The 24,373-nt window shown below is 63.4% G+C and carries 21 protein-coding genes; 10 read left to right on the top strand and 11 right to left on the bottom strand.

The genetic code is table 11. The features are described from left to right. The first annotated feature begins 11 nt into the window (after positions 1 to 11). The 5 genes from AC1RT2_RS02495 to AC1RT2_RS02475 are packed head-to-tail and all read left to right on the top strand — an operon-like array spanning position 12 to position 6,602. Entirely contained in the window at positions 12 to 1,670 is a 1,659-nt protein-coding gene (locus AC1RT2_RS02495) for a hydantoinase B/oxoprolinase family protein (RefSeq protein ID WP_493099170.1), read from the top strand. After that, entirely contained in the window at positions 1,667 to 2,878 is a 1,212-nt protein-coding gene (locus tag AC1RT2_RS02490) for a pyridoxal phosphate-dependent aminotransferase (protein WP_493099168.1), read from the top strand. The genes AC1RT2_RS02495 and AC1RT2_RS02490 overlap by 4 nt, the downstream gene beginning before the upstream one ends. 12 nt (positions 2,879 to 2,890) lie before the next feature. Then, positions 2,891 to 3,697 carry an NAD-dependent epimerase/dehydratase family protein gene (locus tag AC1RT2_RS02485; protein ID WP_493099166.1) on the top strand — a complete coding sequence of 269 codons (807 nt, stop codon included), beginning with the start codon at positions 2,891 to 2,893 and terminating at the stop codon, positions 3,695 to 3,697. An 8-nt stretch (positions 3,698 to 3,705) separates the two neighbouring features. Next, the gene (locus AC1RT2_RS02480) at positions 3,706 to 4,899 is read left to right on the top strand and encodes an NAD(P)/FAD-dependent oxidoreductase (protein ID WP_493099164.1); all 1,194 of its coding nucleotides are present in this window, start codon (positions 3,706 to 3,708) and stop codon (positions 4,897 to 4,899) included. A 17-nt stretch (positions 4,900 to 4,916) separates the two neighbouring features. Then, on the top strand, positions 4,917 to 6,602 hold the full coding sequence (locus tag AC1RT2_RS02475; RefSeq protein WP_493099162.1) for a thiamine pyrophosphate-binding protein: 1,686 nt from the start codon (positions 4,917 to 4,919) through the stop codon (positions 6,600 to 6,602). A gap of 24 nt (positions 6,603 to 6,626) precedes the next feature. On the opposite strand, the gene AC1RT2_RS02470 is transcribed toward AC1RT2_RS02475, so the two are convergent. Both AC1RT2_RS02470 and ydiJ read right to left on the bottom strand, forming a co-directional pair. Further along, positions 6,627 to 7,358, bottom strand: a complete 732-nt coding sequence (locus AC1RT2_RS02470; RefSeq protein WP_261003121.1) for a FadR/GntR family transcriptional regulator — start codon at positions 7,356 to 7,358, stop codon at positions 6,627 to 6,629. Positions 7,359 to 7,400: 42 nt separating this feature from the next. Beyond that, positions 7,401 to 10,448, bottom strand: coding sequence for a D-2-hydroxyglutarate dehydrogenase YdiJ (gene ydiJ / locus AC1RT2_RS02465; protein ID WP_493099160.1), 3,048 nt, complete (start codon positions 10,446 to 10,448; stop codon positions 7,401 to 7,403). A gap of 98 nt (positions 10,449 to 10,546) precedes the next feature. Between ydiJ and AC1RT2_RS02460 the strand changes: the two genes are divergently transcribed. The 3 genes from AC1RT2_RS02460 to AC1RT2_RS02450 are packed head-to-tail and all read left to right on the top strand — an operon-like array spanning position 10,547 to position 12,242. Beyond that, positions 10,547 to 11,296 (top strand): SDR family NAD(P)-dependent oxidoreductase, encoded by a 750-nt coding sequence (locus AC1RT2_RS02460; RefSeq protein WP_493099158.1) that lies wholly within the window; start codon positions 10,547 to 10,549, stop codon positions 11,294 to 11,296. Beyond that, a complete protein-coding gene (locus AC1RT2_RS02455; RefSeq protein ID WP_493099156.1) occupies positions 11,289 to 12,032 on the top strand; it encodes an SDR family oxidoreductase in 744 nt (247 codons plus the stop codon). The genes AC1RT2_RS02460 and AC1RT2_RS02455 overlap by 8 nt, the downstream gene beginning before the upstream one ends. Before the next feature lie 15 nt (positions 12,033 to 12,047). Beyond that, positions 12,048 to 12,242, top strand: coding sequence for a hypothetical protein (locus tag AC1RT2_RS02450; RefSeq protein ID WP_493099154.1), 195 nt, complete (start codon positions 12,048 to 12,050; stop codon positions 12,240 to 12,242). A 366-nt stretch (positions 12,243 to 12,608) separates the two neighbouring features. Here AC1RT2_RS02450 and AC1RT2_RS02445 read toward each other — a convergent pair whose 3' ends face one another. The 3 genes from AC1RT2_RS02445 to AC1RT2_RS02435 are packed head-to-tail and all read right to left on the bottom strand — an operon-like array spanning position 12,609 to position 15,443. After that, a complete protein-coding gene (locus tag AC1RT2_RS02445) occupies positions 12,609 to 13,583 on the bottom strand; it encodes a zinc-binding dehydrogenase (protein WP_493099152.1) in 975 nt (324 codons plus the stop codon). Between the two features lie 11 nt (positions 13,584 to 13,594). Continuing rightward, positions 13,595 to 14,305: an SDR family NAD(P)-dependent oxidoreductase gene (locus AC1RT2_RS02440; protein WP_493099150.1), complete on the bottom strand. Its 711-nt coding sequence runs from the start codon at positions 14,303 to 14,305 to the stop codon at positions 13,595 to 13,597. A 13-nt stretch (positions 14,306 to 14,318) separates the two neighbouring features. Continuing rightward, a complete protein-coding gene (locus AC1RT2_RS02435) occupies positions 14,319 to 15,443 on the bottom strand; it encodes a glycerol dehydrogenase (protein ID WP_493099148.1) in 1,125 nt (374 codons plus the stop codon). An 85-nt stretch (positions 15,444 to 15,528) separates the two neighbouring features. Here AC1RT2_RS02435 and AC1RT2_RS02430 point away from each other — a divergent pair, with 85 nt between their 5' ends. Then, a complete protein-coding gene (locus AC1RT2_RS02430; protein WP_493099146.1) occupies positions 15,529 to 16,311 on the top strand; it encodes a shikimate dehydrogenase family protein in 783 nt (260 codons plus the stop codon). A 53-nt stretch (positions 16,312 to 16,364) separates the two neighbouring features. Here AC1RT2_RS02430 and AC1RT2_RS02425 read toward each other — a convergent pair whose 3' ends face one another. The 5 genes from AC1RT2_RS02425 to AC1RT2_RS02405 form a co-directional block, all read right to left on the bottom strand. Further along, positions 16,365 to 17,363, bottom strand: coding sequence for an ABC transporter permease (locus AC1RT2_RS02425; protein WP_493099144.1), 999 nt, complete (start codon positions 17,361 to 17,363; stop codon positions 16,365 to 16,367). Further along, a complete protein-coding gene (locus AC1RT2_RS02420) occupies positions 17,353 to 18,846 on the bottom strand; it encodes a sugar ABC transporter ATP-binding protein (RefSeq protein WP_493099143.1) in 1,494 nt (497 codons plus the stop codon). The genes AC1RT2_RS02425 and AC1RT2_RS02420 overlap by 11 nt, the downstream gene beginning before the upstream one ends. A 59-nt stretch (positions 18,847 to 18,905) precedes the next feature. Then, complete coding sequence (locus AC1RT2_RS02415) at positions 18,906 to 20,147, bottom strand: sugar ABC transporter substrate-binding protein (RefSeq protein WP_493099141.1); 1,242 nt, start codon at positions 20,145 to 20,147, stop codon at positions 18,906 to 18,908. 80 nt (positions 20,148 to 20,227) lie between these two features. Next, positions 20,228 to 21,217, bottom strand: a complete 990-nt coding sequence (locus AC1RT2_RS02410; RefSeq protein WP_493099139.1) for a transketolase family protein — start codon at positions 21,215 to 21,217, stop codon at positions 20,228 to 20,230. A gap of 1 nt (position 21,218) precedes the next feature. Then, positions 21,219 to 22,082, bottom strand: a complete 864-nt coding sequence (locus AC1RT2_RS02405) for a transketolase (RefSeq protein WP_493099137.1) — start codon at positions 22,080 to 22,082, stop codon at positions 21,219 to 21,221. A 66-nt stretch (positions 22,083 to 22,148) separates the two neighbouring features. On the opposite strand from AC1RT2_RS02405, the gene AC1RT2_RS02400 reads away from it, so the two are divergent. Beyond that, complete coding sequence (locus tag AC1RT2_RS02400) at positions 22,149 to 23,681, top strand: aldehyde dehydrogenase (RefSeq protein ID WP_493099135.1); 1,533 nt, start codon at positions 22,149 to 22,151, stop codon at positions 23,679 to 23,681. Positions 23,682 to 23,684: 3 nt separating this feature from the next. Here AC1RT2_RS02400 and AC1RT2_RS02395 read toward each other — a convergent pair whose 3' ends face one another. Then, entirely contained in the window at positions 23,685 to 24,368 is a 684-nt protein-coding gene (locus AC1RT2_RS02395; RefSeq protein ID WP_493099134.1) for a GntR family transcriptional regulator, read from the bottom strand. Positions 24,369 to 24,373 lie beyond the last annotated feature (5 nt).

Here is a 24,373-nt window from a genome sequence, read left to right as displayed (position 1 = left end):
GGATAGAACCGATGAACCAGTCGATGATCGATATCCATATGCAGGTCATGTGGAACCGCCTGATCTCCGTCGTGGAGGAACAGGCGCAAACGCTGATCCGCACGGCCTTTTCCACCTCCGTCCGCGAGGCGGGCGACCTGTCTGCCGGCGTCTTCGATCTGGAAGGCCGCATGCTGGCGCAGGCCGTCACCGGCACACCCGGTCATGTCAACGCCATGGCCGAATCCGTCGCGCACTTCATCCGCGATATCGGCCCGGACAACATCTTTGAAGGCGATGTCTACATCACCAACGATCCGTGGAAGGGCACTGGCCACCTGCACGACATCACCGTCGTCACGCCGTCTTTCCACCACGGAAAACTGGTCGGCTACTTCGCCTCCACCGCCCATGTGGTGGATGTCGGCGGGCGCGGCTTCGGGCCGGATGCGCGCGAGGTCTATGAAGAAGGCCTCTTCATCCCGATCATGAAGTTCTTCGAGCGTGGCGAACTAAACCGTACGCTCATTCATATCGTGCGCAACAATGTGCGCGAGAACGACAAGGTGGTCGGCGACTTCCATGCGCTTGCCGCCTGCAACGAGACCGGCCACCGCCGCCTCGTCGACATGCTGACGGAATTCAACCTCGAAGACCTCGCGATGATCGGTGGCTTCATCCTCAAGCACAGCCGCGAGGCAACGCTGGAGCGCTTGAGGAATCTGCCGCACGGCAGCTGGTCCTACAGCCTCGATCTCGATGGTTACGACGAGCCGGTGCATCTTGCCGCAAAACTCACCATCGGGCCGGAGGGCGTGCTGGTCGATTTCGACGGCACCTCGGGTATGAGCAAGTTCGGCATCAACGTGCCGCTCGTCTATGCCAAGGCCTATGCCTGCTACGGCATCAAATGTGTCGTCGCGCCGGAAATTCCCAACAATGCCGCTTCGCTTGCGCCCTTCGACATCGCGGCGCCCGAAGGCTGCATTCTGAATGCCAAGCGGCCAGCGCCCGTCGCCGTTCGCCATGTGCTCGGCCATTTCGTGCCGGACCTCGTGCTCGGCGCGCTGCACCAGGCGCTGCCAGGCCAGGTGCCGGCGGAGGGCGCGAGCGCACTCTGGAACCTGCACATGAGCGTGCGTCCCGTCGCCGACCAGATCGGCGGCAAGGGCGCGGAAATCCTGATGTTCAATTCCGGCGGCTCCGGCGCGCGCACCGCGCTGGACGGTCTGAACGCAACGGCCTTCCCGAGCGGCGTGCACACCATGCCGATCGAGGCGACGGAAAATGTCGGCCCGGTCATCATCTGGCGCAAAGAGTTGCGCGAAGGCTCGGGCGGCGCGGGCGCGCACCGCGGCGGTCTCGGCCAGATGATCGAGATCGAGGCGGCCGAAGGCTATTCCTTCCGCTTCTCGGCTATGTTCGATCGTCTGAATCATCCGGCCCGCGGCCGCGATGGCGGGCTTGACGGCGCGCCCGGCGGCGTGGCGCTCGACGACGGCACCGCCCTGAAGGGCAAGGGTCTGCAATTCGTGCCCGAAGGCCGACGCCTGGTCCTCTCGCTACCCGGTGGGGGAGGCTATGGCATGCCGGCGGACCGCCCCGCAGATGCTGTCGCCCATGACGTCAAGCACGGCTACATCACAGAGGAACAGGCCGCGCTCTATGGCAAGGCGGGAGGAAAGGCATGAACATGTTCGTGTTTGAAAGCGCGCGGGCATCCACCATCAAGTCGTCGCCATCCATGGCCGTTTCCATGGCGGCGAAGGCCATGCGCGCGAAGGGGGAACCGGTGATCGACCTTTCGCTGGGCGAACCGGATTTCGACACGCCCGCCCATATCGTCGAAGCCGCTGTCGATGCGATGAAACGGGGGATCACCCGCTACACGGCACCGGATGGCCTGCCCGAACTGCGCGAGGCGATCGTCAGAAAATTCAAACGCGAGAACGGCCTCGACTATGCGCCGGACGAGATCTCCATCGGCAACGGCGCCAAGCAGATCCTGTTCAATGCCTTCCTCGGCACGCTGGAGCCCGGCGACGAGGTGGTGGTGCCGGCACCCTATTGGGTGTCCTATACCGATATCGTCATCCTGCACGGTGGCGTGCCGAAGATCGTCGCCTGCGGCGTGGAGGACGACTTCAAGATCACGCCGGAGCGGCTGGAGGCGGCGATCACGCCGAAGACCCGCTGGTTCCTGTTCAACTCACCCTCCAACCCGACCGGCGCGATTTACAGCGCCGACGAATTGAAGGCGCTGGGCGAGGTCCTGGCGCGCCATCCCCGTGTCGCCATCATGTCGGACGAGATTTATGAGCACATCGTCTGCGGCAACGTGCCCTTTACCTCCTTTGCCAATGCCTGCCCGGAACTGCGCGACCGCACGCTGCTCATCAACGGCGTCTCCAAGGCTTATGCGATGACCGGCTGGCGGCTTGGTTATGCGGCGGGGCCGAAGAGCCTGACGAAGGTGCTGAACAAGATGCAGTCGCAGAGCACCACCTGCCCATCCTCGATTACGCAGGTCGCAGCCGTAGCCGCGCTCAACGGGCCGCAGGATTTCGTGACGACGGCCGTTGCGGAATACAAGGCGCGCGGCGAACTGGTGACGAAAGGGTTTGGCGCCATCCCGGGCCTTGAGGTGCGGGCACCGGAGGGGGCATTCTATCTCTTCCCGAAATGCGCCGCCTATATCGGCAGGACGGCACCGGATGGCACTGTCATTGCCAACGACACGGCGCTCGCCGCCTACCTGCTTGCGGAGGGTAAGGTCGCGACCGTGCCGGGCGCCGCCTTCGGCGTCGAGCCCTATATCCGCCTGTCCTTCGCAACCTCGCGCGATAATCTCACGCTCGCCATCGACCGCATCGCCGATGCGCTCGCCCGGCTTCGCTAAGAGGAACCGCCTATGTCCCACTTCCAGAAAATTCTCCTGACGGGTGCTGCCGGCGGCGTCGGCACCGCGCTCCGCCAGTCCGGCACGCGGCTCGGCAGGATCGTGCGGCTCTCCGACCGCAAGCCCTGCGAAAACATCGCCTCGCACGAAGAGGATTTTCCGCTCGAGCTTGCCGATTTCGATGCGGTTTCTGAGGCGGTGAAGGGCTGCGACGCCATCGTGCATCTCGGCGGCCAGCCGCTGGAAGCCGAATGGAAGACGATCCTCGATAGCAACATTTCCGGCGGCTACAATATCTATGAAGCCGCACGCCGGCACGGCGTGAAGCGCATCGTCTATGCCAGTTCCGTGCATGCCATCGGCTATTACGAGCGCACCGAAACGATCGATGGCACCGTGCCAACCCGGCCGGACAGCCTTTACGGCGTCTCGAAAACCTTCGTGGAAAATCTCGGCCGCTACTATTTCGACAAGTTCGGGATCGAGACGGTCAGTATCCGCATCGGTTCCTGTTTCCCCGAACCGACCGACCGCCGGCATCTCATCACCTGGCTGTCCTATCGCGATTGCCGCCAGCTTGTCGAAAAGAGCCTGTCGGCCCCGCGCGTCGGCTTCATGGTCGCCTATGGCATGTCGAACAACGCCCAGGCTTTCTGGGACAATCGCACAGCCGCCGTGCTGGGCTACAAGCCGGAAGACAGCGCCGACGACTATGCCGACAAGGTTTTCGCCAAGACGGAACAGGGCGACCCGAACGATCCGGCCGTGCGTTACCAGGGCGGCAGCTTCTGCGCAGCCGGCCACTTCGAAGACAAGTGAGGGCGGCGATGCAGGCTTCGAAGACATCCTATGACGTCGTTATTGTCGGCGGTGCCGTTGTCGGGAGCGCGACGGCCTATTTTCTGGCGACGAACCCTGATTTTACCGGCTCCGTACTGGTGATCGAGAAGGACTGGACCTACCAGCGCTCGGCGACCGCACTCTCGTCCAGTTCCATCCGCCACCAGTTCTCCAACGCAATCAACGTCAAAGTCTCGCAGTTTGGCACGGAGTTCATCCGCAATTTCCGGAAAAATGTCGCGGTCGATGACGATACGCCGGAAATCGGTTTCCATGAAAACGGCTACCTTTTCCTTGCCGGTGACGAGCGTGGCGCCGATGTGCTTCGTCGCAACCACGAAACGCAGGTCGCTTGCGGTGCCGATGTGTCCTTGCTCGATCCGGAAGGGCTGGCTTCCCGCTTCCCGTGGCTCAATGTGGAGGGCCTGACGCTCGGCAGCACAGGCGAGAGCGGTGAAGGTTGGTTCGACAGCGTCGGCCTGCTGCAGGGCTTCCGCAAGAAGGCGCGTACCCTTGGTGTCGAGTATATCGAAGACGAAGTCGTTGCGGTGACCCGCGACGGTGAGCGCGTGGTTTCGGTGACGACAAAGAGCGGGCAGACGATCGCCTGCGGCACGTTGGTCAACACGTCCGGCACCAATGGCAAGCAGGTTGCGCGCATGGCGGGCCTCGACATTCCGGTCGAGCCGCGCCGCCGCTCGCTCTTCGTGGTGGATTGCCGCACGCCCTTGGAAGGCAAGGTCGGTCTCACCATCGATCCGTCCGGCGTCTTCTTCCGCCCCGAAGGAAAATTCTACCTGATGGGGACCTATCCCAAGCATGACCCGGAGGTCGATCCGAGCGACTTTTCCGTCATGCATGACGAATTCGACGAGGAAATCTGGCCCACGATCGCGGAACGTGTGCCGGCTTTCGAGGCGATCAAGGTGGTGAACAGTTGGGCGGGGCACTACGACTATTGCACGCTCGACCACAACGTCATCCTCGGCCCACACACCGACGTGAAGAATTTTCTCTTCGCCAACGGCTTTTCCGGCCATGGCCTGCAGCAGTCGCCCGCGATGGGACGCGGCCTGTCCGAATTGATCGCCTATGGCGGTTTTCGCACGCTCGACCTTTCGCCTTTCGGCTACGAGCGCGTCGTCGCAAACCGCCCCTTCCTTGAGGACGCCGTGATTTAACGGCTCAGGAGACGAACATGACAACCGAATATGAGACACGCAGCGGCGGCCAGATCCTGGTCGACGCACTGAGGATCCATGGTGTCGAACGGGTGTTCGGCGTGCCGGGTGAAAGCTATCTGGCAGCACTCGATGCCTTCCACGATGCCGAGGATGCGATCGAGTTCGTCATCTGCCGGCAGGAGGGCGGGGCGGCCTATATGGCAGAAGCCCATGGTAAGCTGACGGGCAAGCCCGGCATCTGCTTCGTCACCCGCGGGCCGGGTGCCACCAACGCCTCGGTCGGCGTGCACACCGCTTTTCAGGATTCGACGCCGATGATCCTCTTCATCGGCCAGGTGGCGCGTGACCAGATGGAGCGGGAGGCCTTTCAGGAGATCGACTATCGGCGCATGTTTGGCCAGATGGCGAAATGGGTGGTGGAGATCGAGGATGCGGCCCGCATTCCCGAACTTGTCAGCCAGGCCTTCCACCGCGCCGTCAACGGCCGTCCGGGGCCGGTGGTGATAGCGCTTCCAGAGGACATGCTGACGGATGTGGTAACCGTCGCCGATACACCGGCCTACAAGCGCGTGGACACCTATGCCGGCGAGCCGCAGCTTGACGAGTTGATCGCGCTGCTGGCCAAGGCGGCGCGCCCCATGGTGGTCGCCGGCGGCGGCGGCTGGACGAAACAGGCGGTTACCGATCTGCGCGCCTTCTCGGAGGCTTTTTCGCTTCCCGTCGCGGCTTCCTTCCGCTGCCAGGATCTTTTCGACAACACGCATGGAAACTATGCGGGCGATCTCGGCCTTGCGGCCGGGCCGAAGCTGATCCAGCATGTGAAGGATTGCGATGTGCTGATCGCGATCGGTGCCCGGCTCGGTGAAATGACGACGGGGGCCTATACGCTGATCGACATTCCCGTTCCCAAGCAGACATTCGTCCATGTTCATCCTGGCGCGGAGGAACTCGGTCGCGTCTATCATGCCGCGCTGCCGATCAATGCCAGCGTTGCTGGCTTTCTATCGCAGGCTGCGAAGCTGAAGCTTGCGGCGGCGCCGGCATGGCGCGAATGGACGAAGACGGCTCATGCTGACTATCTCGAAAACATCCATCATCCGCTGGTCCCGGGCCCCGTCCAGATGGGCGAGGTCATGGAATGGTTGCGTGGCCATCTGCCGGCCGATGCCATTCTGACGACGGGCGCGGGGAACTATTCCGCCTGGGCGCATCGCTTCTACCAGTACCGCACGTTCCGCACCCAACTCGGTCCGACCAATGGTTCGATGGGGTACGGTGTGCCGGCGGCAATTGCGGCAAAAATCACTGCACCGGAGCGCACTGTGGTCGCCTTCGCCGGTGACGGCTGCTTCCTGATGAACGGGCAGGAACTGGCGACGGCGATGCAATATGACGCCCGCGTCATCTTCCTTGTCATCAACAACGGCATGTACGGCACCATCCGCATGCATCAGGAGCGCAATTATCCCGGTCGCGTTTCCGGAACGAGGCTCACCAACCCGGATTTTGCCGATCTCGCCCGGTCGTATGGCCTGCACGCGGAGACGGTGGAAAGGACGGAGGTGTTTGCCAATGCCTTCCTGCGTTCGGAAGCGTCCGGCAAGCCGGCATTGATCGAAATCCGCATCGACCCCGAAGCGCTGACGCCCAAGATGAGCCTGACGCAAATCCGCGAACAGGCGTTTGCGGCGGGCAGATGAGATGGACGGATGGGGGCGTCGCGGTCAGTCGTCCGCTTCGCTGCCCGCCGGCTCGTCCAGCATGGCGCGGTAACGGTTGAGGCTTTCCTCCAGATGCGCGACAAGCGCCTGTTTGGCAGCCTTGGCGTCGCCTTGCGTGATCGCCGCGAGGATGCCGGCATGCTCCTTGTTGATCTTCTTCAGGTAGGCGTTGTAGGTGCGGCCGGACTGGCGGTGCTTGAGCACCAGATCGAAGTTGATCTCGCCCATCACCGCGACGAGAAAACTCGGGAAGTGCGGGTTGCGCGTGGCCTTGGCAATGGCCAGGTGGAAATCGAAGTCGGCGCGCGCCTCGATCTCGGCATCGTTCGTATCGAGATTCTCGATATAGTCGAAGGCGCGGGCGATCTCGGCCAGCGCTTCCGGCGTGCGACGCTGCGCGGCAAGCGCCACGGACTGCATTTCGACGCCGAGGCGCAGTTCGAGAATCTGCATGGCCGAGCGGATGTCGTCGATACGGCTGATCTCGAAGTTCAGCGTCTTGGCGTCCTTCTCCGTGACATAGACGCCGGCGCCCTGCCTTGAGATGACCCGGCCCGCCACCTTGAGCGAGGTGAGTGCTTCGCGAATGACCGTGCGGGAAACGCCGAATTCTTCGCAGAGTTGGGCGCTTGACGGAATCTTCTCGCCGGGCGCATAAAGTCCGTTATCGATGCGCTCGGCAAGTTTGGCGACGACGATTTCCGCGAGATTGCCGCGCTGTGTTATGATCGACATGGCGGTCTGCCCTTCGCCCCGAAACTTCGCATTTATCACATATCATACATGGCGAGTTTCTCCAATGGCAGCGGCCTGCGCCTGAAGATGGGTGCGGATGACTTGCAGGGGATGTGGAATGTGCCGCTGGGACATCAGTTTCACCTGCGAACGGCAGGAATAGCCCGTCGCCATGATCACCTCTTCTGTTCCCGCACTTGCGAGGGCGGGTTGCCAGCTCATGGCATAGAGGTTCTCCGAAAGGACACGGTTTTGCACCTCGTGACCAAACATGCCTGCCATGCCGCAGCAACCGACATCGACGGCGGAAAACGCGATACCCAGTTTTGCGAAGACGGTACCCCATTGGCTGACGGCCGCCGGTGCATTGCTGCGTTCCGTGCAATGCGCCATCAGCCGGTAGAGTGGAGGCGCGCGCACGGGAGCGGGCGCGGGTAGCCGATCGATCACGTGCGTCAGCCATTCCTGCGGCAGCAGGACGCGGGCACGCAGCCGCAGCGCGGCATATTCACTGCGATAGGCGAGTGTCATCGACGGGTCGATGCCGACCAGCGCTATGCCGGTATCGGCCAAGCGGTCGAGCTGCCGCGCCGTCCGCTCCGCCACCCTCTCAAAGGCGCGAAGATACCCCAGCACGTGCAGAGTCTTGCCGTTGTTGAGCGGCGGCGCGAGGAAAGGCCGAAACCCCAGAAAGACCGCGATATCGATGGCAGCGGATAGCACCTGCGGGTCGAAATGTTCGGTGAAGGCATCAGGCACGAAGATAACCGCTTCGTCCCGTTCCTGTGCACTCAGGCGCGCCAGCACCTCCGACGTGGCGATGGCAACGCTGCGGCGGAGCGAAGGGGCGGGGAGGGCAGGAAGTGCCGTCAGTCCCATGAAGCGCATCGCCGCCTGGCCGATCCTGGAGCCGACGACGAGATTGTAGAGCGCTCGTGTTCGCGCCATCATTGGCAACAGGGGTTCGATGGCTGCGACGACCGGGTCCTTCAGTGGCCGCAGATAGCGCCCGTAATAGAGCTCGAGGAATTTGGAGCGGAAGGCGGGCACGCTCACCTTGACGGGGCACTGGCCGGCGCAGGCCTTGCAGGCGAGGCAGGTGTCCATCGACGCGCGCACCTCATGGGAGAAGTCGTCGTGGTTTGCGGGGTTGAGTGAGTTCCAGACGCGCCGTGCGAGCCCTGAGACGGTGCTTGTGCGACGCAGGCGCTCCGCCTCCCGGCGTGGATCAACGCCCTTTTCAGCAAGCTGGCGAAGCCACTCCCGCATCAGCGAGGCGCGGCCCTTCGGCGAAAATCGCCTGTCACGCGTCGCCTTGTAGGAAGGGCACATCAGCCCATCAGCATCGAAATCGAAACAGGCGCCGTTGCCGTTGCAATAGGCCGCATTGTCGAAGGCGGCGCGGATGTCGTTGCCGATGATGCGGTCGAGGCTGCCACGCAAAGGAATGTCGTCGATCTTCGGCAGGGTGCTGCCGGCAGGCGCGACGATCTTGCCGGGATTTAGCTGGTTGAGCGGGTCGAAGGCCTGCTTGATGTCCTGCAAGCATGGATAGAGGGGGCCGAAGAAGGCCGGCACATATTCTGAGCGTACCCCCTTGCCGTGTTCGCCCCAGAGAACACCACCGTATTTTTGCGTCAGCGCGACGACGGCGTCACTGATCCGCCGTACGAGCGCAGCATGATCCGCGCGGGTCAGATCGAGCGCAGGGCGCACATGCAGCACGCCCGCATCCACGTGGCCGAACATGCCGTAGGTCAACCCTTCTCCATCGAGCAGCGCCCGGAATTCGCGGATATAGGCGGCGAGATGTTCTGGCGGAACGGCGGTATCCTCGACGAAGGGCACTGGGCGGATCGGGCCGTCGACGTTGCCAAGCAGGCCGACCGCCCGCTTGCGCATCGTCCAGATGGCGTCGATATCGGCCTTGCCATGCGTCATGGTAAAGCCTTTCCGGCCGGGGAAGGGGGCGCTTTCGAGCGCCGCTTGGACGACGGCGAGTTTCTCGGTAAGATCCCCCGAGGTGTCGGCCAGAACCTCGACAATGTTGATGCCGTTCGCCGGCCCGTCGGCATTGTCCGGAAAAAAACCGGCAATGCGCGGCCAGACACTGTCGCCCTTGGCAAGCCGCAGGACCGTCTCGTCGATCGTCTCGACCGAGGCGACGTTGAGAGCAACGAGCGTGCGGGCGTCTTCGAGCGCGGCATTGAGATTGTCGTAGCGGATGTTGATGAGCGCCGCGCAGGCAGGAATCGGCAACAAGGCGAGTTCCGCTTCGGCGATCATCGCAAGCGTGCCTTCGGATCCGCAAAGCACCGCGTTCAGGTCGAAAAGACCATCCCCGCGCTGGAGGTGGGCCAGGTCATAGCCGGTCATGAAGCGGTTGAGCTTCGGGAAAATCGCCTCGATCTGCTCGCGGTTGTCGGTCGCGATGCGAGCGAGCGTCCTGTGGACATGGCCGATGCGGTCGCGCCGGGCCTGAAGCGCCCGCAATTCTTCTTCCCGCACGGGGCGGGAGAGGAAATCGGTGCCGTCCATCAAAACCACGCGCAGGGCGCGGACGTGGTTGCTGGTTTTTCCGTAGAGGCAGGATCCCTGGCCGCAGGCATCCGTCGAGATCATGCCGCCGATCGTCGCCCGGTCGGAAGTGGACAGCTCCGGCGCGAAGAACAGGCCGAAAGGTTCCAATGCCTTGTTCAACTGGTCCTTGACGACGCCGGCCTCCACGCGTGCGGTTCGACGCACCGGATCGATCTCGATGACCCTGTTCATGTGGCGCGAGCAGTCGACAACGATACCGTTTGTCAGCGACTGGCCATTGGTACCCGTGCCGCCGCCGCGCGGCGCAATCATGATGCTGGAGAATTCCGGTCGCGCGAGGCTCTTGGCAATGCGTTTGAGATCGTCGATGTTTTTCGGAAACAGCACACCTGCAGGCGCCACCTGGTAGATGGAATTGTCGGTGGAATAGACAGTGCGCTCCGAAGCATCGGTGCCCACGTCACCCTCGAACCCTGTGGAGGCGAGATGTTTGAAAAAATCGCTATCTGCTGCCGAAACGGCCCGGTTGGTGTCGAGGTGGGGGATCATGGCGGATTCCAAAAACGGCTTGCGCTTCGTTAAAGTTGGCATATAAGTGATAACATACCAATATGGCGGTGCAACCGGGAAAACGCGAGGTTTGAAACGTGAAAAACCAGTCTGTTGTCATCGTCGGTGGCGCTTCGGGCCTTGGGCTCACGACGGCGAAGCTGATGGCCGCGCATGGCGCGACGAAGATCGGCCTCATCGATCGCAACGGGGCGCTACTGACATCCTCTGCAGCGGAACTGACGGCGCTCGGTGTCGAGGTGGCGACCGCGGTGGCGGATATCTCCCGCGCCGAAACGGCGCATGCAGGCTTCGACGCCGTTGCTGCCAAGCTCGGCCGCGTCCATGCCCTCGTCAACAGCGCAGCAATCTACCCGCGCAAGGCCATTCTCGACATTACCGATGAAGATTGGGATCTCGAAAATGCGATCAATGTCAAAGGCACCTACCATATGATGGTCGCGGCCGTGCGCCACATGCGCCAGTTCGTGAACGCGCCGGATGTCACCGGCCGCATCGTCAACATCACCTCGGTCGATGCGTTCAAGGCCCATCCGCAGAACGCGCACTATGCTGCGACCAAGGCCGCGGTCGTCAGCCTGACAAAATCCTTTGCGCAGGAATGCGCCAAGGACCAGATCCTCGTGAACTCCGTGGCGCCCGCCGGCTTTGCCACCGACCGCGCCAAGGAACTCGGCTTTCTGCCGGAACTGGCGAAAGCCAGCGCGCTCGGCCGCGCCGCCGAACCGGTTGAAATGGCTGAATGGATCGTCATGATGGCATCGAGCCGCAATACCTATGCGACCGGCGAGAATGTCGTGATCAGCGGGGGGTATATCTATGTCTGACGTCTACCGCGTCGCCGTCGTCACGGGTGCGACCAGCGGCATCGGCAAGGCCATCGTTCCGATGCTGCGCAAACGAGGGCTTGACGTCTACGCCATCGGGCGCAACGAGGCGCAGCTTGCCGAACTCGCGAAGGCAAGCGGCGCGATCCCCGTGCAGGCGGATGTACGCGATAGCACGCGTATCGCCGACGCGCTGGCCGGCGTCGAGGTCGATATCCTCGTCAATAATGCAGGCATCCTCTCGACCCGTGCAGCCTTCCAGGACATCGACCCCGCCGAAATCGACGCAATGGTCGATATCAATCTCAAGGCGCCGATGCACCTGACGCGCATCGTCCTGCCGGGCATGGTTTCGCGCAAACGCGGACACCTCATCTATATAGGCTCCAGCGGCGGGCAGGCGGCGTTTCCGGGCATGGGTGCCTACGGCCCCTCGAAAGCGGGCCTCAGCCTCTTTTGCGATAACTTGCGCTGCGATCTGCTCGGAACCTCGGTCCGCGTTAGCGAGATCGTGCCCGGCCGCGTGCAGACGGCGCTGTATCGCACCTCGATCCCGGACAATCAGGCGAGCGCCGTGCTCTATGACGGCTACCGTCCGATCCAGCCGGAAAACATCGCGCAGATCATCAACGACGTGATTGCGCTGCCCGTCTATGTCGACGTCGCTCGCGTCGAGGTTTTCCCGACCGACCAGGCGACCGGCGGCGGATCCATGGTAAGATTTCCGGCAAGCTGAAGTCCTGGAGGCGCCATGTCCGGCAACGACGACAAGAAAACCCGGGAAGAAAAGCCGGATCTCATCCGGCATTACCGCCCGGTCGCCATCCGCTCGGTTCTGGCCGCCCATGCGATGATCCCGCGAAAGCACGAAGCCTTGCCACCCGATCCCCCGGCTGACACGGGCTTTGCCCTACCAGCAGGCTTTCACGCGATTCCAGACGATTGAAATTTACCGCATAAGACCAGATCATGCCGTGTGACCTATTTGCGCGGTAAACCGAACTCCAGTGTTGGTGCGCCACCAGCCGGTGTGAGGTGAATTTGATGACATGGCGCGACAGTATGATCGGCAGAATTAACGACTGTACGCGTATTCCGAAGATACTCTTCGGAAAATAACGGCCGAATCTCACCACGCAGCAGGCCCGCATGCTTCTTGCTCCTGCGATGATACGGCTTTCCCTTCAAGGGAAAGCCGTATTGGCAAAGTCCACCGGGATAGGAGCAATCATTTTCGGACGACGTGACAACATCCTGAGAGGCCGGCTTCATTTCCTCTGACTGGGTGGACATGTTGCCATCTGCAAAGCACCTACAATGTCACAACACGATTACCGGGATTGGGGCCGTCCTTCAGGCGTGCCAACGCATTGGGCAGATCATCGAAATCAGCGATTTCGATGATCTGGGGATCAAACTCGCCGCAGGCGATCTTCTTCGCCATTTCGGTGCCGGAGGCGACGAGGCGACCCCATTGGCGATCGCAGGCGTGGGCATGCATCGCATTGAGGCCCACCTCGTGCAGCGAGATCGTCGTCGAGAAGGCGGGGAGCGGCGTGGTTTCCTGGCGGTCCTGGATGCAGACCAGGTGACCGTTCGCGGTCAGGAGTGGCGCAAGGCTTGCTGCATGGGCGCCGCTGACCATGTCGAAGACTGCGTGCAACGGCTGATGTTTTGCCTGGCGTGCCCAGTCCTCCTTCCAGCCGTCCTTGCGATAGTCCGTGACGGTTGCCGCGCCGAGGCGACGCAGGCGCTCCGTTTGTGAGGCCGAACCGACGGCATGGACGATCCAGCCGCGCTCGCGCGCGAGCTGAAGCAAGGCGCCGCCAACCGCGCCGGACGCCCCCGTGACCAGCACATGGGATCCTTGCCGGAGCGGGACCTTGTCCACGGCCTGCTGTGCCGTCAGGCCCGGGCAGGGGATTGCCGCAGCGACAGCAAACGGCAGGCTATCCGACAGGGGAATCGCGGCGCGCGCGGGGATCACGGTGTACTCGGCGAAGGAGCCGGGCTTCAGGAGGTCGTTGTGATAGGCGACCCGTGCGCCCAAGGCGACGTTGACAACGCCCTCACCAAGGGCCTCCACTTCGCCCGCCCCGTCGACGCCCGGAATATGCGGCCATTCCCAGGCATCATGGCCCCAGAGAATGAACTTCCAGTCGACCGGGTTGAGTCCGACCGCCCGGTTGCGGATCAGAATCTCGCCCGGGCCAGGTTGCGGTTTCGGCCGGTCGCGAAGTCGCAGGACATCCGGGTCACCGGTCTTTTCGTGTATCCAGGCTTTCATGTCGTTTCTCCTCAGCAGATCGAATAGCCGCCATCGATGGGGATCATGGTGCCGGTGACGTAGCCCGCGTCCTTCGACAGCAGGAACCGGACGACGGACGCCACTTCGGCGGGTTTGGCCCAGCGTCCCATGGGAATGCGGGCGTTGATGCGCTCGGCCCGTTCGGCATCGGTGCGGGCCTTTTCGGAAATTCGTGTTTCCACCCAGCCCGGAGCGACGGAATTGACGCGCACCCCGCGCTTGGCCCAGGCGACGGCCTGGGATCGGGTGACCGCCGCGACGGCCGCCTTGCTGGCTGTATAGGCCGGTGCGCCGGGCGAGCCGAAGATCGCCCACATCGAAGCCACATTGACGACGGCGCCACCGGCCCGCTCGAGCCGATCGACGAGGGCGTTGGCGAGCGCAAAGCCGGCGGTTAGGTTGACGCGCATCACCTGCTCGAAGGCCTCGGTCTCCCATTCTTGCTGATGCCGCAGCATGCCCGCACAGTTGACGAGTGCCGAAACCGGCCGCCCCTCCGGCAAGGTGGCGACACTTGCCGTCGTCTCGGTGATATCGACGGTGTGGAAGGTGATCGCCGTGGGCAGGTCGGCATCGCGATCGAGGCCCAGCGCGATCACCTCGTAGCCGCTTTCGGTCAGGAGCTCCGCGACTGCACGGCCTATACCGGTGCCGCCTCCGGTCACGACGGCAAGGGGCGCTCCCTGGTCCTTGTTGGGCATTTCGTCTTCCTCTTCAGTTGGCAACGTTGGGGTGTCGGCTAGCCTGCACCTCGATGGCGAGCATGGCGTCCACCAGATCGTCGGCGGTCAGCGATCTTGGAAAATTGAGCATGTGCGGCACCGTGATCGACGCTTGCGCCACCTGGATCAGGTGCGACCGGTCGATTTCGGCTGCCGTGAGGTCCGAGAGGCAAAGCGGAAGACCGGCATGACGGTAGAGCTCGACGAGCGCGGCGGGCATGGGCTCACCCAGGAGCTGATGGTGTATGACGAGCCCATAGGCGACCAGCAGGCCGTGGGCCCGTGCGGCGACGCCCGGCAGCAGCGGTAGTCCGCGCGTCAGCGCATGGGGTACGGAAAGACCGCCGCTCTCAAAGCCGAGGCCGGCCATCAGGATCATGGCTTCGACGGCAGCTTCAAAGGGTCCGGTGACGTCTCCGGTCCCGGCGGCGTCATAGGCGGCCCGGCCGTGTGCGATCAGCGTGTCGTAGCAGGCCGCGGCCACCGTGCCCGCAAGCAGCGTCGGACGCGACCGGAACATGGTGACACCCCTTCCAGAGGCGCAGGCGAGCGCTTCGGCCTTCTTGGAAAGTGCGTCTCCCAGCCCGGCGGCAAACATCGATTTGGGGGCACTCGCGAGAAGCGCTGTATCAACCACCACGAAATCGGGGTTGCGCGGAAGATGCCGTACCTCAAGAAGCCTTTCGTGCTCGTCGTAGAGCACGTAGTTCTTGCTGGTCGGTGCGTCGTTCGAAGCGACGGTGGGAATGGTCATCAGCCGTAGGGATCGCGTATCGGCCAGCGCCTTGCCGGCGTCGATCGCCCGGCCGCCGCCGGCCGCCATGACGATCGACGGTGTTTCTTCCCCGAGCATTGCCGCAAGCTCGCCACCGGTCTCAGGCCCCAGCCGGCCCCGAAAAGGCAGCACGATGAGGGAGACGCCGTTCTGCTGGCATGAGTTGCGGATGGTTTGTTCTACAAGCGGCAGGATATGAACATCAGCCACCAGCACGGCGCTTTGGCCGATCTGTCGCGCGAAACCTCCGACGCGGTGGAGGATTTCTCGCCCCTGCACATAGCGCCCGGGTCCTCCGAAGACCTTGAGATCGGCGTCGAAAATCGTCAAAGGGGAGTTCATGTCAAAGCCTCTATAGATATTTCATATATCATATATTATGTAGTTCGGCGCGCAAGCGCCTTCTTGTTGTTTTAAGGATCCACTCATGATTACCGGGCACACCCGCTTCGTTCCCTTGCTCGCCCATCCTTCCCGTCATGTGCGTACGCCGCCGCTTTTCAATGCCGAGTGTGAACGCCAAGGCGAGGACATCGTCATGGTGCCGCTCGATGTCGCGCCGGAGAGGTTGCGCACCAGCGTCGAAAGCTTCCGAGCGATCGGAAACATCGCCGGTATGGTGATCACCATTCCGCACAAGGGCGCGGTTGCCGCACTTTGCGATCGGCTGACCGGCGCGGCCGAGCTTGTCGGCGCCTGCAACATTGTCCGCCGGGAGAAGGATGGCAGCCTCACCGGCGGCATGTTCGACGGCGAAGGTTTCGTTGCGGGCCTGCGGCACCGGGGACACGATGCGACCGGCCGCCGCGTGCTGCTCGTCGGCGCAGGCGGCGCGGCGGGTGGCGTCGCGCATGCGCTGTTGAAAGCGGGCGTGGCGAGCCTGACGATCGCCAACCGCTCGCCTGAAAAAGCCGAGGTGTTGGCAGGTCGGTTGCGCAGCTTCTTCCGCGATGCCCAGGTGGAGGTCGGCGCGCCAGATCCGCGCGGCTTCGATATGGTTGTCAATGGAACGGCGCTTGGCATGCACGCGGGCGATGCACTGCCCGTTGATGTCGACCGGCTCGGCGCGGGAACAGTCGTTGCCGAGGTAGTGATGCAACCGGATATGACGCCGCTTCTTACGCAGGCGGAGGCGCGGGGATGTGTCGTTCACAAGGGCATCCACATGATCGAACAGCAGGTGTGCCTGCTCGTCGACTTTCTGAAATGAAAGAAGGCCCGCATCACTTTTTGTGATGCGGGCCAGTCCCGCGTGCGGGAGGCTCACACGCGGCGTTTTGCCCGGGCGCCGATGCCCTGCATCAGCACGGCGAGGATGATGATGACGCCCTTGATGATCTGCTGCGGATAGGCCGGCACGCTCATAAGGTTCATGATGTTGCCGATCAGGCCGAGGATCAGCACGCCGATCATCGTGTTCGTCACGGTGCCGCGGCCGCCGGAGAGCAGGGCGCCGCCGATGACGCAGGCCGCGATTGCATCGAGCTCCAGACCGATGCCGGTGACCGGGGTGCCGACCGCGGTGCGTGCGGTAACGAAGATGCCGGCTAGTGCCGAGAGCGCGCCGCTCAACGTGAAGGCGAGGAACTTGTAGCGCCAGACGGGCAGGCCGGCGAGGCGGACGGCATTCTCGTTGCTACCGGTGGCGACGGTCAGCCGTCCCCAGTTCGTCCGCCGCAACAGGAAGACGAAGAGCGCGATAACGGCGAGCACGGCGAGCACCGGCCAGGGCAGGCCGATGCCGGGAAGTCCCTTGCTGCCGAAGCCGGTGAGAATCTGCGCGGTCGGCAGGTCACGCGGAAAGCGCACCGGCTGGCCGTTCGAGAGCATGTAGGCGAGGCCGCGCGCCATGGTCATCATGGCGAGCGTCGCGACGAAGGAGGCCATGCCGAAGCCTGCCACCAGCGCGCCGTTAATGGCGCCAAGCAGCGCGCCAAAAAGAACGCCGCCGAAGACACATATCAGCAAGGCCGTCGTGCCGTCGAAGGGCATAGCCGGCATCGCCATCGCCACGCCCATGCCACCGATCGCCGCGATGGAACCGACCGAAAGGTCGATGCCGCCGGTGAGGATGACGAGCAGCATGCCGATCGAGACGAGGGCCAGCGGCGCCAGTTGCCGCAGCAGGTTGAAGAGGTTCTGCAGCGTCAGGAAGTGTTCCGACAGCAGCGTGGAGATCACCACAAGTGCGGCCAGCATGATGTAGATATTGTAGGTGATGAGGAGGGAAACGAGGCCAGGAGCCTTCGGATTAGTGGACATGCTTGCGCCCCATTGCCAGTTCGATGATGCCTTCCTCGGTGAGTTGCTCGTCGGAAAGTTCGCCGGCAAGGCGGCCGGCGCGCATGACGATCACGCGATCGCACATGCCGATCAGCTCGAGCATTTCCGAGGAGACCATGACGATGGCGGCACCATTGGCCGCCAGCTCGTTGATGACGCGGTAGATCTCGACCTTCGCGCCGACATCGACGCCGCGGGTCGGCTCGTCGAGCAGCAGGATCCCGCAGCCTGAGACGAGCCATTTCATGATCGCGACCTTCTGCTGGTTGCCGCCCGATAACGTGCCGGCCTCGGCGTCTATGCTCGCGGCCTTCAGGTTCAGGCGGGAGCGCAGGGCTTCGGTCGCGCCGCGCTCGCGGGCGTCGCGGATGAGACCCCAAAAACCGAGGTGCGGATTGACCGGCGTCAGCATGGCGTTGTTGAGGATCGGCAGGTCGAGCAGGCATCCCTGCTGCTTGCGATCCTCCGGTACGAGGCCGATGCCCGCCCGCACGGCGTCGCCGGGCGAGCGGATGGTGCGGGCGCGCCCGTCGATGCGGATTTCGCCGCCCGAGATCGGATCTGCACCAAAAATCGCGCGCAACACCTCGGTTCGTCCGGCGCCGACAAGGCCACCGATGCCCAGCACTTCGCCACGGCGCACCGTGAAGCTGATGTCGGAGACCAGCCCGCCGGCTGCGAGGCTCGCCACCTCCAGCGCTACCGGGCCAGGGGCGATCTGCCGTTCAGGGAAGAAGTCCTTCAGTTCGCGGCCGATCATCAGGTTGACCAGCGATGTGTGGTCGAGCGTGCCGGTTTCCCAGGTCCCGACCGTCGCGCCGTCCTTCAGCACGGTTACCCGGTCGCAGAGGCTGAAGATCTCATCGAGCCGATGCGAGATATAGACGATGCAGACGCCCTGGTCGCGCAGCCGTCGCACCAGGGCGAACAGCTTTTCCGTCTCGTGCGTGGTGAGCACGGCCGTTGGTTCATCGAGCACGAGGATCGAGCAGTCGCGTGACAGCGCTTTGCAGATTTCCACCACCTGCTGGCGTGCGATGGTGAGCCCGCCGGCAATCTCGCCGGGATCGATGTCATCAAAACCCATGCGGGCGAGCAGTTCCGCTGCGCGTGAATGCATGGCCCGCCGGTCGACGAACAGGCCGTGTCCCAGGGTCTCGATCAGGATGTTTTCGGCGACCGTCAGGTCGCTTGCGAGCGAAAATTCCTGGTAGATGATAGAGACACCGTTGCGGATCGCATCCTGCGGGTTCGTTATGCTGACGGGCGCGCCGCCGATGCGGATCTCACCGCCGTCATGGCTATAGGCGCCGGCGAGGATCTTCATCAGGGTCGATTTTCCGGCGCCGTTTTCGCCCATCAGGGCGTGCACTTCGCCGGCGCGAGCCGAAAACCCGGCGCCGCTCAAAGCGGCGATGCCGCCGAATTCCTTCGAGATCTGCCGCATGTCCAGGCGATCCATGTCCTGCCTCCCTTTCATCGCGGCGGACCTCGCAAGGTCCGCCGCATCATTGGTAAAGATCAGCTCTTGAGTTCGCCGATCGTCTTGAAGGTCGGCACCGTGTAGCGGAAGAACGGGTTCGCCGTGTCCGGATCGATGAACTGGTCGGCGTTCTCCTTGGTCACGATTTGCGAGGGGTAGTAGGAGCCGAGCGGCAGGTTGTTGGCGTCGAACCCCTTGTCGAAGATCTGGTTGATCAGGGTGACGACGCCTTCGCCAGTATGCGAGCCGGAGCAAAGGCCGGTCACCAGCATGTCGCCCGACTTCACGAGATCGAGCGCGGTGCGAAAGCCGTCCGCGGCGTTTGCGACCTGGATCTTTCCCTTGAGGTCCTGGTTTTCCAGCGCGCGCAGGGCGCCCATGCCCATGAAGTCGTTTTCGGCGAGGATGATGTCGAGCTTGGAAGAATGTGCCGTCAGGATGTCCTCTGCCGCATCGAGGCCGCCCTCTTCCGTCCAGAAGCCGACGCCCATCGAGACGACGCTGAATTTAACGTCCGGATAGTCGAAAGCACCGCCGGTCTTCAGTTCCTGGAACTTGTTGAAGCCGGCGAGCATGGCGTCTTCCTTGGAAAGGTTGAGGCCGAGCTGCCGGGAACGCTCGTAGATGATGCCGGTGATCATGCCGTTGACGCGGCTTTCCGAGGTCGAGTTGCCGACAGTGCCGAGGATCGCGGCCGCCGTGATCGGCTTGTCGGCGCCATAATGCTGCGCAACGAAGCGCCCTGCCTCGAAACCATTGCCATAGGGATTGAAGAGCACCGTCGTGACGATCGGGCTATCGTCCGGCACGGTGCCGAGCGCGATCACCGGAATGCCGGCATCGACCGCACGTTGTGCATCGGCTGCGGCGGCGGCGAGGTCGGTCGGGTCGAGCACGATGACGTCGACCTTCTTGGCGATAAAGGCATCGATCTGCGCCGACGTCTTCGCCGGGTCGCCATCGGCGACCTGCACGTCGAGTTCGTAGCCGTATTCGGCGGCCTTGGCTTTCGCGGTGTCGATGACGCTGACGAACCAGGGATTGCCGAGCGTGATTTCTGTCCAGCCGATCACCAGCTTCTTGCTCGCATCGCGCGGGGTCGTCGGCAACGCCTTGGCAACGTCCGAACGGTCGGCCATTTCCGGATCGATGACGCCGGACAGGGCGGAATTCGGCAGCAGCTTGTAGATCTCGTGTTTTTCGGCGGCATTGGCCGCGCTGGTCATGATGGCCAGTGCGGCCGTGCACAGCATCAGCGATGCCGATTTCAAGAACGTCATGGTCTCTCTCCCTCAGTTGAAGTTGGATCCTCCGCTCCGGGTGCCCGGAGCGGGATAACGCGCCCTCCCGGCGCGCTCCGTCAGCCGATGATGTCGCGGACGACGGATTCGATGCCGGCCTGGTCGAGCCGGTAATGGGCATAGAGGTGCGTCGGCGGGGCGATCAGCGCGTATTCGTCGCGAATACCGTGACGAACCAGCCTTGCCGGACCGCCTTCCTCCGCCAGCACTTCGGCAACGGCGGAGCCGAGGCCGCCGAGGATGTTGTGTTCCTCGATTGTTAGGATGACCTTGGAGCGCGCGGCGGCAGCGAGGATCGCGTCGCGGTCGATCGGCTTGACCGTCGCCATGTCGATGACGCCGACGCTGCGGCCTTCGGCTGCGAGCTTCTTCGCGACCTGCACCGATGGATGCACCGGCAGGCCGCAGGCGATGATCGTCACCTCTTCGCCCTGCGCATGCTCGACCGCCTTGCCGAAGACGAAATCGGCCTTACTGTTATAGAGCTCCGGCTCGCGCCCGCGGCCGGTGCGGAAATAGATCGGCCGGTCATGGTCGACCGAGGCGCGGATCGCCGCTTCGAGCTGCGGGCCGTCCGCCGGCGAGACGATCGTCAGGTCGGCGATCGAGCGCATCGTGCCGATGTCTTCCGTCGCATGGTGCGAGGTGCCGTAGAAACCCATGGCGATGCCGGTGTGGTGGCCGATGAGGCGCACCGGCAGGGCGCAATAGGCGACGTCCATGCGGATCTGTTCACAGGTCAGAAGGCCGAGGAACGAGGCGAAGGTCGCGACGTAGGGCATCATGCCCGTGGTGGCGACGCCGGCGGCGGCCGAGACCATGTTCTGCTCGGAAATGCCGAAGCTGACGTAGCGGTCCGGATAGCGGGCGGCGAAGCGGTTGAGACCGTTGGAATATTGCAGGTCGGCAGAGCCCGCGACGATCGGGTGGCCGGCCTCGGTCAGCGTGATCAGGCCGTTCGACAGATGGTCGAGGCCGGGATTCTTCATGTTCAGTTCCCGGTAGTGCCAGGAATTCGGCGAGGTCGGTCGCAGATTGGCTTGGGTCATCTCAGATCACCTTGGACAGAATTTCTTGGCGCGCGGCGTCCGCGTCGACGGGGTCGAGATAGCCGAGATGCCAGCCGGGCTCGGTTTCCATGTAGGAGACGCCCTTGCCCTTCAGCGTGCGCGCGATGATGCAGCAGGGTTTTTCGCGGGATGCATCGGCCTTGACGCGGCGCAGCAGCGCGGTGAGTTCCGCGATGTCGTGGCCGTCGACGACATGCACCTCCCAACCGAAGGCCCGCCATTTCTCGTCAATGGGTTCGATGCCCATGACGTCGTCCACCGCGCCGTCGAGCTGATAGCCGTTACGGTCGATGATCGCGACGAGGCGGTTGAGCTTGTGGTGGGCGGCGCCGATGGCGGCCTCCCAGACCTGGCCTTCCTGCATTTCGCCGTCGCCGAGCATGACGAAGGTGGTGAAGTCGCGGCCCTGCATGCGGCCGCCCAGCGCCATGCCGAGGCCGTTGGACAGCGCATGGCCGATCGAGCCGGACGAGAAGTCGACGCCGGGCACCTTGCGCATGTCGGGATGGTCGCCGAGCGGGTTGCCGAGGCGGGTATAACCGTTCAGCACCTCGGTCGGGATGTAGCCGTGTTCGGCAAGGATCGGGAACAGGCCGACGGCCGCGTGGCCCTTGCCCATCAGGAAGCGGTCGCGGTCAGGCCATTTCGGGTCCGCCGAAAGCGACATCACGTCATAGTAGAGCGCGGCGAAAATCTCGGCCGCCGAAAACACCGAGGTGTAGTGTCCCACCTTGGCGATCTCGATAAGCCGGATGGTCTCCAGGCGCACGAACTGGGCGCGGTCCCTGAGCCGCGCGATCTCGGCCTCCGTGGGTCGGTAATCGTTTCTCACTGGCTGCGTCACACGCTCCTCCCTTCCTGTGCCGATCCCGGCAACAACTCCTTGCGATGGGGCGAGATAACATGATATATGATATATGTCACTGACAAAAATGGAGGAGATGACGTGAATCTTGCACTGACACAGGCGGATGTGGCCGCGATCCGCAGCCGGATTGCCATCAAAGGCCAGGCCTTCATCGACGGCCGCTTCGTTGATGCGGCGTCCGGGGCGACGTTCGACGACATCTCGCCGCGCGACGGCAGGGCGATCGCGCGTGTCGCGGCAGGCGATGCGGAGGATGTCGATCGCGCGGTCAAGGCGGCGCGCCGGACGTTCGAGGCGGGAGACTGGCGCGACCGGTCGCCGAAGGAGCGCAAGAAGGTGCTCCAGCGTTTTGCCGTGCTGTTCGAAAAGCACATGGACGAGCTTGCCGTGCTGGAAACACTCGACATGGGCAAGCCGGTGTCCGAAAGCCGCAACATCGACGTGAACGTCGTGCTCGATACGCTACAATGGTATGCCGAGTGCCCCGACAAGCTCTATGACGAGATCGCGCCCACCGGTCCCGGCCAGCTCGCCATGATCACCCGCGAGCCGATCGGCGTCGTCGGTGCGGTCGTGCCGTGGAATTTCCCGATGCTGATGGCGACGTGGAAATTCGCGCCAGCGCTCGCCATGGGCAATTCCGTCGTGCTGAAGCCGGCCGAACAATCGCCGCTGACCGCGATCCGCCTCGCTGAGCTTGCGGCTGAAGCCGGCATTCCGGATGGCGTCTTCAATGTCGTGCCGGGTTTCGGCCCGACCGCCGGCAAGGCGCTCGGGCTGCATATGGATGTCGATTGCCTGGCCTTCACCGGCTCGGGCGAAGTTGGCAAACTGTTCCTGCAATATGCCGGCCAGTCGAACATGAAGCGGGTGTTCCTCGAATGCGGCGGCAAGTCGCCGAACATCATTCTCGACGACGTGCCGGAATTGCGGGTCGCAGCGGAACGGGCGGCAACGGCGATCTGCTTCAACCAGGGCGAGGTCTGCGTGGCGCCGTCGCGGTTGATCCTCTCCAAGCGCATCCAGGAGCAGTTCCTCGATATCGTCGTCGAGACGGCGAAATCGATCCGCCCTGGCGACCCGCTTGACCCCGCAACGAAGCTAGGTGCGCTGGTGGAAAGCGGCCATCGCGATCGTGTCGAGAGCTATATCGCCAAGGGCAAGGCGGAAGGGGCGCGGCTGGTGCTCGGCGGCGACCGACCGGGCGATACGCCGGATGGCTACTACATCAACCCGACGATTTTTGCCGATGTGCGCAATGACATGACCATTGCGCAGGAGGAAATTTTCGGTCCGGTGCTTTCAACGATCACGGTCGAAGACGACGAGGAAGCCGTACGCGTCGCCAACGACACGTCCTATGGCCTTGCCGCCGCCGTCTGGACGCGCGACCTGTCACGCGCCCACAAGATCGCCCGCAAGCTCAGGGCCGGCACGGTCTGGGTGAATTGCTACGATCACGGCGACGCGACCGTTCCGTTCGGCGGCTTCAAGCAATCCGGCAACGGACGCGACAAGTCTCTGCACGCGCTCGATAAATACACGGAACTCAAGACGACGTGGATCGAGCTCTGACACTCACGGGGCGGCTTCGGCCGCCCCTTTTGCTTCCAGCCAGTCGACCATCACGACGCCAACGCCGATATCAGCCTGGATGGCGCGCCGCGCGCTTTCCGGGTCGCGGGCGGCGAGCGCCCGCAGCACGTCATAATGGCCGTGCTTGCCGCTGACGAGCACGCGGGGAGGGGTGTGGAGATGGTAGAGATGGATAAGCGGACCCATCTGCGCCCACATGCCTTCGATGGTCGAATAGAGCATCGGCATTTCCGCCGCCCCGGCGAGCTTGAAGTGGAACTCACGGTTGATGTGCGAGGCTTGCAACGGATCCGTTGCGGCGGTCTTGGCAAAATCGGCGTGGAGCGCCTCAAGCGCCGCAAGATCCTTCGCCGATATCTTCACGGCCGCCTGGGCCGCCGCTTCACCCTCGAGATGGTGGCGGATCAGCTGTATTTCGCGCAATTCGGAGGCCGTGAGGCTGCGCACCTGGATGGAGGTCGCGGCCCGCATCTCCAGTGCACGCTCCGTGACGAGGCGGAAGATTGCCTCGCGCACCGGGGTGATGGAAACGCCGAGCTGGTCGGCGAGGCTGGCGATCGTCAGCCGCTCACCAGGCTCGTAGCGCCCGTCCATCAGGGATGCGCGAATGGTGCCGTAGACCTGCTCGGAGAGATTTCCCTTGTTGATTTTCGGCAGCTGGCTCATGCGAC

The organism is Shinella sp. GW821-FHT11G07, assembly GCF_058808115.1.
Note: the sequence above shows the minus strand (reverse complement) of the source record. Positions and strands in the feature narration are given on the sequence as shown.

Excerpts from the sequence above, each read along its gene's own strand:
- ydiJ (WP_493099160.1), bottom strand. The coding sequence starts at position 10,448 with ATGATCCCCCACCTCGACACCAACCGGGCCGTTTCGGCAGCAGATAGC.
- AC1RT2_RS02410 (WP_493099139.1), bottom strand. The coding sequence starts at position 21,217 with ATGACCCAAGCCAATCTGCGACCGACCTCGCCGAATTCCTGGCACTAC.
- AC1RT2_RS02450 (WP_493099154.1), top strand. The coding sequence starts at position 12,048 with ATGTCCGGCAACGACGACAAGAAAACCCGGGAAGAAAAGCCGGATCTC.
- AC1RT2_RS02475 (WP_493099162.1), top strand. The coding sequence starts at position 4,917 with ATGACAACCGAATATGAGACACGCAGCGGCGGCCAGATCCTGGTCGAC.
- AC1RT2_RS02495 (WP_493099170.1), top strand. The coding sequence starts at position 12 with ATGAACCAGTCGATGATCGATATCCATATGCAGGTCATGTGGAACCGC.
- AC1RT2_RS02485 (WP_493099166.1), top strand. The coding sequence starts at position 2,891 with ATGTCCCACTTCCAGAAAATTCTCCTGACGGGTGCTGCCGGCGGCGTC.
- AC1RT2_RS02395 (WP_493099134.1), bottom strand. The coding sequence starts at position 24,368 with ATGAGCCAGCTGCCGAAAATCAACAAGGGAAATCTCTCCGAGCAGGTC.
- AC1RT2_RS02445 (WP_493099152.1), bottom strand. The coding sequence starts at position 13,583 with ATGAAAGCCTGGATACACGAAAAGACCGGTGACCCGGATGTCCTGCGA.
- AC1RT2_RS02480 (WP_493099164.1), top strand. The coding sequence starts at position 3,706 with ATGCAGGCTTCGAAGACATCCTATGACGTCGTTATTGTCGGCGGTGCC.
- AC1RT2_RS02435 (WP_493099148.1), bottom strand. The coding sequence starts at position 15,443 with ATGAACTCCCCTTTGACGATTTTCGACGCCGATCTCAAGGTCTTCGGA.
- AC1RT2_RS02415 (WP_493099141.1), bottom strand. The coding sequence starts at position 20,147 with ATGACGTTCTTGAAATCGGCATCGCTGATGCTGTGCACGGCCGCACTG.
- AC1RT2_RS02470 (WP_261003121.1), bottom strand. The coding sequence starts at position 7,358 with ATGTCGATCATAACACAGCGCGGCAATCTCGCGGAAATCGTCGTCGCC.
- AC1RT2_RS02490 (WP_493099168.1), top strand. The coding sequence starts at position 1,667 with ATGAACATGTTCGTGTTTGAAAGCGCGCGGGCATCCACCATCAAGTCG.
- AC1RT2_RS02425 (WP_493099144.1), bottom strand. The coding sequence starts at position 17,363 with ATGTCCACTAATCCGAAGGCTCCTGGCCTCGTTTCCCTCCTCATCACC.
- AC1RT2_RS02440 (WP_493099150.1), bottom strand. The coding sequence starts at position 14,305 with ATGCCCAACAAGGACCAGGGAGCGCCCCTTGCCGTCGTGACCGGAGGC.
- AC1RT2_RS02430 (WP_493099146.1), top strand. The coding sequence starts at position 15,529 with ATGATTACCGGGCACACCCGCTTCGTTCCCTTGCTCGCCCATCCTTCC.
- AC1RT2_RS02420 (WP_493099143.1), bottom strand. The coding sequence starts at position 18,846 with ATGGATCGCCTGGACATGCGGCAGATCTCGAAGGAATTCGGCGGCATC.
- AC1RT2_RS02455 (WP_493099156.1), top strand. The coding sequence starts at position 11,289 with ATGTCTGACGTCTACCGCGTCGCCGTCGTCACGGGTGCGACCAGCGGC.
- AC1RT2_RS02400 (WP_493099135.1), top strand. The coding sequence starts at position 22,149 with ATGATATATGTCACTGACAAAAATGGAGGAGATGACGTGAATCTTGCA.